We start from the raw sequence: 10122 nt of genomic DNA, 5'->3' as shown, positions 1-10122 counted from the left end.
GAGTACGTAGACCCGTTTACGGGTAGCAAGTAACACACTTTTGCAAGTGGCAGACCGTACCAGCGCCTTGAGGCGCCGCCAGAAAAACAGGGCTTTGCCCGCATATGAAGAACCCCCGGCTTTGCCGGGGGGTAACTATTGTATTTCTGGATAATATATGCTATACTTACTAAAAATTTTAATGGTAAGCCGTCGACCGTAAATGACAGCCGTATTATATAATACGATCGGAGTATCTATGATTAAAAAAGTTTCGATTTCAGCAATAGCTGCTTTAGCGTTTGCTGCTTTTTTCTTTTGGCTCACATGCGCACCTATAAATTATAAATCTCCCGAGTTTTGGACTTTGTTTATATTTACGGTCGGGGTATTTTGCTTTGTTTACTTACTGTTTTCGATATTCGGCAGAAAAAAAGTCATAGTTATTGAACCCAAAAAAAGAGTTGGAAAAGCATTCAGAAATGTTGCTATTATCATTGTTGGTCTATTTCTTCTGTTATTTATCGGCGGCATTTCAGGAGCTGAGATATTCAATGCAAAGCATTACCGTGATCAGCTGACTATGAAAGACAGCGACTTTTCAACTGATATAAAGGAAATATCTTTCTCACAGATTCCGATTGCAGACAAGGATACAGCCCAGAGACTTGCGAATCGCCAGGTCGGATCTGTTGTTGATCTTGTTTCGCAGTTTAACCTATCGAATAAGTTCAGTGTGATAAATTATGAGAACAAACCGTACAGAGTGACGCCTCTTGAATATGCTGATATTTTCAAATGGCTTAGTAACAGCAGCAAAGGCATTCCGTATTATATTAAGGTCAACCTCGCAACTCAGGAAGCAAATATAGTTAAGCTTGATAAACCTATGAAATATGGTATGAGCGACAAATTCAATCGATATGTCGTCCGTAAGGCGAGGCTGAGTTATCCGACTAAGCTTTTTGATGAGGTTAATTTTGAGATAGATGACAGCGGTCACCCGTTTTGGGTGTTTTCTGTCATAGATTATAAGATAGGGTTATATGGCGGCCCAGATGCCGTAGGCGTGGTGCTTGTTGATGCGGTAACAGGCGACACTAGTTACTATGATATCTCTAAAGTTCCACAGTGGATCGATAGAGCTTACGGAACAAATTTGATACTTAAGCAGATAAATAATAACGGCAAGTATAAGCATGGCTTTTGGAACAGCAAATTTGGACAAAAAGATGTTCTTCAGACCACAGATGGATATAATTACCTGTCTATTAATAATAATATCTGGCTTTATACAGGTCTTACATCTGTTGTAAGTGATGAGTCTAACATCGGTTTTACGCTTGTAAATCTTCGAACTAAAGAATCGAGGTTTTATGCTATAAACGGGGCAGAAGAGTATTCAGCTATGGCATCTGCCGAAGGTAAGGTTCAGGAAAAACGTTACACTGCAACATTCCCGCTGTTAATCAATGTAGATAATTATCCAACCTACTTCCTTTCCTTAAAGGACAGCGCGGGACTTGTGAAGATGTACGCCTTCATAAATGTTGAAAACTATCAGGTTGTTGGAGTTGCCGAGAGTATTGATGAGGCCAAAGAGCAATATGTACGTCAGCTTTCGGGAGAAGGCTTAAAGCCGACCGGGGATGATAAAACCGTAGAGGGTGCAATATCTTTTGTTTCTTCCGCTGTTAAGGACGGCAATTCATATTATTATGTTAAGCTTGACGGAAACGACACTGTCTATACTGCTTCGATACAGGTAAGCGATCTGCTTCCCGTTTTGCAAACCGGAAATAAAGTAAAAATCTCATATAGAGAAACAGGAGGCAAAACGGCGTCTATCAGCAAAATTGAACTAGTCCAAGGTTAATTATAAAGCCGGCATGTATTTTTAAAATATATGCCGGCTTGTTTAAATATTTGTCATAAAGGGTACCATATTGGTAATAAGCAATACTATGGAAGGAGTTTTGCATTATGACCAACAGGTTTACCGAATCCGCACAGCTAATATTGAACAGCGCTCTTGATATAGCACAGGATATGGGTCATTCACATATAGGGACAGAGCATCTTCTTTTAGCACTATCAAAAGGAAAAGACGCGGCATCTTCTGCACTTAATTCAGTCGGGGCTACATTTGAAAAAATTCAAAATGCAGTGTATGAAATGAATGGAGTAAGCGCTGAGCCTTCTTATATTACTGTGTCTGATATGTCACCAAGATTAAAAATTATTATTGAACTGTCTATATCCGAGGCAATCAGCAGCTCACATATTTATATTGGTACTGGCCATTTACTGAGAGCGATAATATCAGATGGCGATAATATCGCTTATAGAATACTTCAAAATCTTGATGTGGATTTGCAAAAACTTTATGATAATGCCATACCTGTTGTAAACGAACCAAAAGAAAAAAAACATACACAGCAAAAGCCGGGCACTGCTCTTAATCAATTTGGCCGTGATTTAAGCGAACTCGCGGCAAAGGGTATGCTTGATCCGGTGATAGGGAGAGAAAAGGAAGAACAACGGGTACTTGAAATACTGACGAGACGCACAAAAAATAATCCATGTATCATTGGTGAACCGGGCGTAGGCAAAACTGCTGTAGTTGAGGGAATGGCGCTGCGTATTCACGAGGGCGGCGTTCCTATTGTTATGAAACAGAAACGAATAATCTCTCTTGATCTTGCCGCGATGATCGCCGGGGCTAAATATCGCGGCGAATTTGAGGAACGATTAAAGTCAGTGCTTGAAGAGGCAATGAATAACCGCGACATTATTCTATTCATTGATGAACTGCACAGTATAGTTGGCGCGGGTGCGGCTGAAGGAAGTATCGATGCCGCAGGTATTTTAAAACCGATACTTGCAAGGGGCGATATACAGATAATCGGGGCGACGACACTTGATGAATATCAAAAATATATTGAAAGAGATGCGGCACTTGAAAGACGGTTTCAGCCAGTAACGGTGGAGGAGCCAACTCCCGAGGAATGCGTCAGCATCCTTATGGGACTTAGACCAAAATACGAAAAACATCACAATGTTAAGATTACTGATGAGGCGATTAGCGAGGCAGTTTATTTATCAAAGAGGTATATACATGACAGATACCTGCCTGATAAAGCTATAGATCTGATTGATGAGGCGTCATCAGCAAAAAGACTTTCTACAATGGTTTTTCCGCCAGAAATTATTAAAATAGAAAATACTATAAATCAGCTGACAAAAGATAAAAATTCTGCTGCCGTCAAGCAGGATTTTGAAAGCGCTGCAAGGCTTCGGGATACCGAAAGAAGGCTTAGAAATGAGCTGTCTTACAGAAAAGAAAAATGGAAATTTGATATGGAGCAAAGGCCGCTTGAAATTGCTCAGGATGACATTGCAGATATAGTTGCAAGATGGGTCAAAATTCCGGTTTCTAAACTTCGTGAAAGCGAAAATCAGCGGCTTTTATCTCTTGAGGATGAGCTTAAGAAGCGCGTAATAGGTCAAGACGAGGCAGTCAGTGCGGTTGCGCGTGCTGTCAGACGCGGAAGGGCAGGTCTTGCTGATGAAGAAAGACCGATAGGCTCGTTTATGTTCTTAGGGCCGACTGGCGTCGGAAAGACTGAGCTTGCCCGAGCCCTTGCAGCTGCTTTGTTTGCAGATGAAAATGCCCTTATCAGGCTTGATATGTCTGAATATATGGAAAGCCATAATGCGTCCAAGCTTATCGGTTCGCCTCCGGGATATGTAGGCTATGACGAGGGAGGGCAGCTCACAAAAATAATACGCCACAGGCCATATGCTGTCATTTTGCTTGATGAAATCGAAAAAGCTCACCCAGATGTATTCAACGTGTTTTTGCAGATACTTGACAGCGGCAGTCTTACTGATTCACACGGTAAAAGGACCGATTTTAAAAATACAATAATTATAATGACGTCAAATATTGGCGCCCGGCAGATAACTGGAAGCAGAAAGCCAGGATTTTCAAGCGGTGAGGATACGTTTGAAACAGCACAGAAAGTTATTAAAAGCGATGTCACAGCAGAACTAAAGCGTTTTTTCAGACCTGAATTCATTAATCGAATAGATGAGATAGTTGTATTTTCTCAGCTTGATGAAACGACAGTGACAAAAATCGTCGAAAAGCTTGTATCGGATGTTAAAAACAGACTTGCTGAACGCGGCTATAACGTTATTTTTGATGAAAGCGTAATTTCAGGACTCAAAAAAAATAATTTTACAAAAGAATACGGTGCACGTCCGTTAAAACGTGCAATACAACAACGCATAACCGACTATCTAAGTGAAAGTATATTATCAGGCGCTTTGCAGAAAGAAAGACAATTTACATTGAGGTTTGAGGATGATAAGCCTGTTTTAACTGAAAAAATAATGACGGAAATCATACATCTATAATTTATTATTGACTTATCACAGTAAACTTGTTAAAATTATAACAAATGAATTCAGTCTGACAGAGGTTGTTCTTTGCCGGACTGTTTTTAAAAAGTATCACAACCTGACAAAGAAGATATGTCTGATTTGAAAGGAAGGATTAATAGGCGGAGCTTTCTGCATGCAGAGGGTGTTTTGTTGCATATTAACTTTCCTTTTACAAGGAAAGTTTTTTTATTTTTAAAAGAGGTGTTTTATGAAAAAGGTTGCAGTTATAAGTGCAATACTTGAAGAGCCGGAGTTGTGTCAGAATTCTTTTAACAGTATAGTATCAGAATTTAAAGGTATTATCCGCGGCAGAATGGGAATCCCGTTTGAGGAAGGGCAGATAGGCGTAGTTGCGCTGACTGTTGTAGGCTCACTTGATGAAATTAACAGTTTGACAGGAAAGCTTGGAAATATCCCGCACATTTCCGTTAAAACGGCCGTTTCAAAAAAGGAGATCTAGGAGTAAAACAAGAAAAATATAATTGATAAATTAACCCTGAATAGTACGCTAGACAGGGAAGAATTTTTAAATCTCATTTCAAATATTACAGAAGATGATAAGCAGTATTTGTTTGGACAAGCTATGCAGGCCCGCCGACGGCATTACGGTAACGCTGTATATCTCAGAGGGCTGATTGAATTTACAAACATGTGCAAGAGAAACTGCAGATACTGCGGCATCAGGGCTGCTAATAAGAACGCAGATCGCTATAGATTATCTAATGACGAAATTTTGTCCTGCTGTGAAAACGGATACAGGCTTGGGTTTAGAACCTTTGTGCTACAGGGCGGCGAAGATGATTATTTTACGGACGACAGGCTTTGCGGGCTTGTTTCTGAAATTAAGGCAAGATATCCCGATGCGGCTGTCACGTTATCGGTTGGCGAGAGGCCCAAAAACAGCTATCAGCGCCTTTTTGATGCGGGGGCGGACAGGTATCTTCTTCGCCACGAAACAGCGTCTGGACGGTTATATAACCAGCTTCACGAGGAAATGAGTCTCTCTAACAGAAAGCAGTGCCTTTACGACTTAAAAGAGATCGGCTATCAGGTAGGAGCGGGTTTCATGGTTGGGCTTCCCGGACAGACTGATGAGGACTTAGTCGAAGATCTAGTATTTTTAAAGGAACTATCGCCGCATATGGTCGGGATCGGGCCGTTTATCCCGCAGAAAGACACTCCTCTTGCAAATGAGAAGAGCGGAACGGCTGAAAAAACGGTGCTGCTTCTGGCGGTAATCCGCCTGCTACTGCCAAACGTGCTTCTTCCTGCTACAACTGCGCTTGGCACGATAACGCCCAAGGGCAGGGAAATGGGGCTTATGGCGGGGGCGAATGTACTAATGCCGAATTTGTCACCGGTATCTGTTAGAAAAAAATATAGCTTGTATGACGGAAAGATATGTACTGGAGAGGAAGCGGCCGAGTGTCTGAATTGTATTTCACTCAGGATAAAAAGCTGCGGTCTTTCTCCTGACATGTCCCGCGGTGATTTTAAGATATAAAAATAGTGAAAGGGTAAATTAAATGTATAATCCAAAATCGAAAACAGCAACTGAATTCATTGATGACGGAGAAATTCTTGACACGCTTGAGTATGCGCAAAAGAACAAACACAATAAAGACTTGATAGAAAGCCTGATAGAACGCGCCGAGAACTGCAAAGGTCTTTCACACAGGGAAGCGGCTGTTCTGCTTGAATGCGATCTGCCTGAGCAGAACGAAAAAATATTTAAGCTCGCTAAAAAAATAAAACAGAGTATCTATGGTAACCGCATTGTTTTATTTGCTCCGCTTTACCTTTCAAATTATTGCATCAATGGCTGCGTCTACTGCCCGTATCATGCAAAAAATAAGCATATATGCCGCAAAAAGCTGACGCAGGAAGAAATAGCCCATGAGGTTATTGCACTGCAGGACATGGGTCACAAACGTCTTGCTTTGGAAACTGGCGAGGACCCCGTAAATAATCCGATCGAATATATACTTGAAAGCATTAAAACAATTTACAGCATAAAGCATAAAAACGGCGCTATCCGCCGCGTAAACGTAAATATTGCCGCAACGACGGTTGAAAATTACCGAAAATTGAAGGAAGCGGGAATCGGCACTTACGTATTGTTTCAAGAGACATACAATAAAAAAAGCTATGAACAACTCCATCCGACGGGACCGAAGCATGACTACGCCTACCATACTGAAGCGATGGACAGGGCAATGGAAGGCGGAATAGACGATGTGGGTGTCGGTGTATTATTCGGGCTTAATTTATACAGATATGATTTTGTAGGGCTTTTGATGCATGCTGAGCATCTTGAGGCCGCTATGGGTGTAGGCCCTCATACGATAAGCGTACCGCGTATACGTCCGGCTGATGATATTGACCCGCATACTTTTTCAAATGCAGTGCCGGATGATATTTTCGCTAAAATTGTCGCAGTTATCCGCATTGCCGTTCCGTATACCGGCATGATCATGTCAACCCGTGAATCGAAAAAAATGCGTGAACGGGTGCTCGATCTTGGCATTTCTCAGATCAGCGGCGGATCAAAAACCAGCGTCGGCGGATATGCTGAACCGGAACCTGAAGAGGACAACACGGCACAGTTTGATGTTAATGATACAAGAACCTTAAATGAGGTTGTGAACTGGCTTTTAAAGCTTCACTATATTCCGAGCTTCTGTACTGGCTGTTACAGAAAGGGGCGCACTGGAGACAGATTTATGAGCCTTGCGAAAACGGGGCAGATACAAAACTGCTGTCTTCCAAACGCGCTTATGACTTTGATGGAGTATGTATATGATTACGGCGGCAAGGAAACTTCCGATTTGGCTTTGCCTTTTGTATATGACCAGATAAAAGAGATACCAAACGAAAAAGTCAGAACTTTGGTTACAGCTGAAATGGAAAAATTAAAGAAGGGAGAACGGGATTTATACCTGTAAAAGCCTATGAACACAACACCAAACGCAAACAGAAAACATATAGCGATCTTCGGCAACACCAATTCCGGCAAATCCTCTCTGCTCAATGCGATTATCGGGCAGGAGGTTTCGATCGTATCGGCTGTTAAGGGAACTACGACTGACCCGGTAACCAAGGCTATGGAGCTTATACCGTTTGGCCCTGTGGTTTTTATCGACACGGCTGGGTTATGCGACGACAGTGAACTCGGTGAAGTTAGAATGAAACAGACTAAAAAGGTGCTTCAGCGGACGGATTTTGCTGTTTATGTGATGGATGCGGAAAATGCGGATGAAGAAGCTTTTAATTTGGCAAAAGAGGATTTTAAAAAGTACAGCATTCCTTATGTTTTAGTTATAAGTAAAACCGATATTGTTTCTGATGCCGTACTTAAAAATCTTAAAGATAAGTATCCTGAGGCTGTATTTTTGTCTGTGTTTGACAGTGAAAGTATTTTGAAGTTTAAAGATATATTGATTGAGAAGCTCAGTACTGGTGAGGCAGATGAGACCATATTAGGTGATTTGTTACCATCTGGCAGTAAGGTCATATTGGTTGTTCCGGTCGACTCGGAAGCACCTAAGGGCAGGATCATTTTGCCGCAGGTTCAGCTTATTCGTGACTGCCTCGACCACGGTATAAAATCTTATGTTGTACGCGATTTAGAGCTTGAATCCGCACTTGTGGATTTAAAAGATATAAGTCTTGTCGTGACAGATTCACAGGCGTTCAAATATGTAAGTTCTGTGGTGCCTAAAAATATTAAGCTAACAGGTTTTTCGGTTCTTTTTGCGAGATATAAAGGCGATATCAAAGCTTTTGTCAAGGGCGTAAAGCAGATAGAAAGATTAAAAAATGGCTCGCGAGTGCTTATTTCTGAAAGCTGCACCCATAACCATTCTCACGAGGATATCGGACGTGTAAAAATCCCCAGACTTTTAAGGGCACATACCGGAAAAGAGCTTGACTTCGACTTTAGAATGGGACTAGATTTTCCAGAGAATCTATCTGATTACGACCTTATCATCCACTGCGGCTCTTGTATGCTAGGGAAGAAACTGATGCAGACCAGAATCGACATATGTGAGGAGGCAGGAGTCCCAATAACCAACTATGGAGTGATCCTCGCATACTTAAACGGTATTCTTGACAGAAGCCTTGAGATTTTCGGACTATAATAAAAGATCGGAAAGAATAGTTAGTTCTTTCCGATCTTTTTTACTTGTCTTCGACCATTGCATCGTAAAATAAATAGCCGCCGGCAAGATTTTTTGTATTATATCCGTCCTGCTCTAATATCCGCTGGGCTATATAACCTCGCTGTGCGATCCGACAGTACAGATAAATGTTTTTTGATTTATCAAGCGAGTTCAAGTTTTCTCTCAAATTATCCACCGGTATATTCACCGCGCCGGGAATATGACCACTGGAAAATTCACCTGGTGTTCTCACGTCAACGAGCACCCCGTTTTTATCGATTTTATCGATATCCTCGGGATAAAAGGGCTTCATCATACCCTCAAGTATATTTCCCGCAACAAATCCGGCCATATTTACAGGGTCTTTTGCAGACGAATAGGGTGGAGCGTAAGCAAGCTCCAATTCCTGAAGGTCATAAATAGTCATACGGGCTCTGATTGCTGTTGCAAGTACGTCAATGCGCTTGTCGACGCCTTTTCCTCCAACGATCTGAGCGCCCAACACTATGCCGCTGCTATCAAACAACAGCTTTATATACATTGTTTCGGCACCCGGATAATAACTCGCAATTGAAGTGCTTACTGTATATGACTTGAGATATTGTAAATTGCTGCTTTTAAGGCTATACTCGCTTTCACCTGTAACTGCGGCTGTAAGGTTAAATACTTTTATAATGGATGTCCCCTGTGCGCCGGAATATTTTGCATTTTTCCCGCATATTACATCGCCCGCTATCCGTGCCTGTTTGTTAACTGGGGAGGCGAGAGGCACGATTTGTTTTTGACCTGTAACTATATTAGTTACAGCAGAAGCGTCTCCGAGCGCATATACGCCTTTAACAGAGGTTTCAAGCCTGTCGTTTACAATAATTTCTCCGCGGTCTCCAAGGTTGATGCCACTATTTTTAAGAAAGCCGGTTTCGGGATTTGTTCCGGTGCTTAAAATGACGATGTCTGCCGAAATGTGTGTGCCGTTTTCCAAAACGACTTCATTATCTGTTATTTCACCGGCTTTAGAGTTTAAATAGAGTCCTATTTCGTGGCTTCTGATATTCCTCTGGACGAAATGAGCCATATCTTCATCAAGCGGTTTTAGAATATGTGAAGAGGCTTCAACAATGCTTATTCTGATGCCTGATTCCTTAAGATTTTCTGCCATTTCGATCCCTATATAACCACCGCCGATGATGACTGCAGACTGAGGCTTATGCTGATTAATAAAGCTTCGTATGTCTTTCGTATCAATCAGATTTCGAAGGGTGAAAACATGTGCTTTATCGACACCGTTAATAGGCGGGCGATAGGGATATGCACCCGGTGAAAGAACCAATACGTCGTAATTTTCTGCGTATTCTTTGCCTTTAGAGTGATCTAATACTTTGACTGTTTTTTCAGAGCTGTTTACCGAAAGCACTTCATTGTTGACCCTTACATCAACATTGAATCGCGCATGAAAGCTTTCCGGGGTCTGAATGAGAAGATCGTCCTCATTTTTGATCACGCCGCCTATATAATATGGCATCCCGCAGTT

7 protein-coding genes are annotated in these 10122 nt (G+C 41.8%); 6 read left to right on the top strand and 1 reads right to left on the bottom strand.

Annotation, left to right across the window (positions count from 1 at the left end; all coding sequences use genetic code 11):
- The first annotated feature begins 238 nt into the window (after positions 1-238).
- The 6 genes from Q8865_09700 to hydF all read left to right on the top strand — a co-directional run bounded on the left by Q8865_09700 (position 239) and on the right by hydF (position 8570).
- Positions 239-1855 (top strand): CvpA family protein, encoded by a 1617-nt coding sequence (locus Q8865_09700; GenBank protein ID MDP4153694.1) that lies wholly within the window; start codon positions 239-241, stop codon positions 1853-1855.
- 107 nt (positions 1856-1962) lie between these two features.
- Positions 1963-4401, top strand: coding sequence for an ATP-dependent Clp protease ATP-binding subunit (locus Q8865_09695; protein MDP4153693.1), 2439 nt, complete (start codon positions 1963-1965; stop codon positions 4399-4401).
- A 235-nt stretch (positions 4402-4636) separates the two neighbouring features.
- Positions 4637-4888, top strand: coding sequence for an iron-only hydrogenase system regulator (locus Q8865_09690; protein ID MDP4153692.1), 252 nt, complete (start codon positions 4637-4639; stop codon positions 4886-4888).
- Positions 4889-4906: 18 nt separating this feature from the next.
- Positions 4907-5932, top strand: a complete 1026-nt coding sequence (gene hydE / locus Q8865_09685) for a [FeFe] hydrogenase H-cluster radical SAM maturase HydE (GenBank protein ID MDP4153691.1) — start codon at positions 4907-4909, stop codon at positions 5930-5932.
- Between the two features lie 22 nt (positions 5933-5954).
- Positions 5955-7373 (top strand): [FeFe] hydrogenase H-cluster radical SAM maturase HydG, encoded by a 1419-nt coding sequence (gene hydG / locus Q8865_09680; GenBank protein ID MDP4153690.1) that lies wholly within the window; start codon positions 5955-5957, stop codon positions 7371-7373.
- Between the two features lie 6 nt (positions 7374-7379).
- The gene (hydF, locus tag Q8865_09675) at positions 7380-8570 is read left to right on the top strand and encodes a [FeFe] hydrogenase H-cluster maturation GTPase HydF (GenBank protein ID MDP4153689.1); all 1191 of its coding nucleotides are present in this window, start codon (positions 7380-7382) and stop codon (positions 8568-8570) included.
- A 40-nt stretch (positions 8571-8610) separates the two neighbouring features.
- Here the strand turns inward: hydF and Q8865_09670 are convergent.
- Positions 8611-10122 (bottom strand): FAD-dependent oxidoreductase (locus Q8865_09670; protein ID MDP4153688.1); only part of this gene is annotated, 1512 nt, incomplete at its 5' end.

It is taken from the genome of Bacillota bacterium (assembly GCA_030705925.1).
Taxonomy (GTDB): domain Bacteria; phylum Bacillota; class Clostridia; order Oscillospirales; family Feifaniaceae; genus JAUZPM01.
The sequence above is the reverse complement of the archived record's forward strand: the minus strand, read 5'-3'. Positions and strand labels throughout refer to the sequence as shown.